The organism is Bartonella silvatica, assembly GCF_040545155.1.
GTDB classification, from domain to species: domain Bacteria; phylum Pseudomonadota; class Alphaproteobacteria; order Rhizobiales; family Rhizobiaceae; genus Bartonella; species Bartonella silvatica.
The window spans coordinates 1-1,567 of the sequence record NZ_JBEPLI010000070.1 but is presented as its reverse complement, the minus strand read 5'-3'; the positions used below and the strand labels follow the sequence as shown (position 1 = coordinate 1,567).

Annotated in this window: 1 protein-coding gene and 1 pseudogene; both read right to left on the bottom strand. The window is 40.7% G+C overall.

Annotated elements, in window-relative coordinates:
• Positions 1-120: 120 nt before the first annotated feature.
• Entirely contained in the window at positions 121-321 is a 201-nt protein-coding gene (locus ABID23_RS07945; protein ID WP_007347209.1) for a helix-turn-helix transcriptional regulator, read from the bottom strand.
• 209 nt (positions 322-530) lie between these two features.
• A pseudogene (locus ABID23_RS07940) lies at positions 531-1,567 on the bottom strand (tyrosine-type recombinase/integrase); the annotation flags it as partial.

The window sequence follows — 1,567 nt, the reverse complement described above, 5'->3', positions numbered from 1 at the left end:
AGTGTTGAGAGACGCTTAAATAGCCCTTATTGTAAAAAACATTCAGAACAACTTGAATGCAAACCTTAAGTCTTGCTTCAGCAGAGAAAGCCTTGTCCGTCCTTACGTGACAAGGTTTTTTTATGCCGCGTCACTTTGACGTTGCTGTTTTGCTTGTTCGATGACATTCAAGAGATCCGATTGTAACCAACGGGATAAAAAACCAAATTTTAAAGGTTTTGGTAAAGAGCCATTGGTAACATGACGGCGGAATGTTGAGACACTCATATGAAGCAATTTTGCACTTTCACGGTCTGTTAAAAGAATATCATTTTCTGTCATTCTAAAATCCTTTCACTCTCAAAAAATGGCAACAAATCATAAGTATTTATTAACCACATTTTGGTTCATTTAGAAAGATGTTTTATTCATAGAAAACAATATTTTATCATAGTTTTTCTGATGTGATAATTTATGAGTCTTATTGAGAAAGAATGAGAGACAAGAGAGCTAAAGTTATCCACAGATCATGGGGTTATGCACCCCATATCTTAAGATTTCCCTGTGACATAAGCCGCCCATTTATCCATATAGACACGGCGCTGTTCTAGATAGTCAGTACGACGATAGGAGCGCTCTACTTGTCCGCCTACCGTATGAGCTAGAATGGTTTCAGCGACCTCATAGGGGGCATCGGTTGTTTCAGCGAGCCAATCGCGTAAACTAGAGCGAAAACCATGGGGGCAGGCGTTTAGTCCAGTCTGTTGCATATATTGAGCCATACAATTTGCAGCAAGGGGACCGCGACCTTTAGCAGAAAAAAAGAAATCATTGCGAGAAAGCAAACGCGCTTGTTTTAAAATGTCTAATGCCTCTGATGATAGGGGTACACGAAACTCTGTTGTGGTATCACGCTTTCCTTTCATATTTTCAGCAGGAATTGTCCATATATCATCTTCAATCTGATCTTCACGAATATGACGTAAAGAGTTGGTACGAACCCCTGTAAGGATAAGCAAACGTAAAGCCAGTTGTGTTAGAGTTTATGCTTCACAAAGTGTTTTATAAAAAGCTGGAATATCTTTCCAATCCATAGCTGGAAAGTTTTGTGTTTTATGGCGTTGTTTTCCTAAGAGCGCACGTGCTTTTTCAGTTGCTTGTAAATCAACATCCAACCCTAAGGCAGCCGCATGTTTGAGACAAAGTTTGAGACGTATCAATGCTGTCCGAGCAGTATCAGCTTTTGTATGCCAAATAGGAGCAAGAGTATTGCGTATCTCTGTTTGGGTAATCTCAGAAACGGGAAAGCAGCCTAATTTGGGGAGAATATGAAGTTGTAAAGGCGCAAACCAACGCCCATCTTTACCATCATTCTTTAATTCAGCTTTACGGCTTTTAAAAGCATCTACGGCAATGTCTTTTAAATAATGGAGATTGCGCATTGCCTCACGCTTTTGTTTATTGCGTTCTTTAATAGGGTCACGCCCCTCACGTAAAACAGAACGCCACCTAGTTGCCAATTCACGGGCTTGTTTTAAAGAAACATCTCGCAAGGCACCCAAGCCAATTTCGCGGCGCCGACCGTGAA

Coding starts and splice junctions, on each gene's coding strand:
- ABID23_RS07945 (WP_007347209.1), bottom strand. CDS start 321: ATGACAGAAAATGATATTCTTTTAACAGACCGTGAAAGTGCAAAATTG.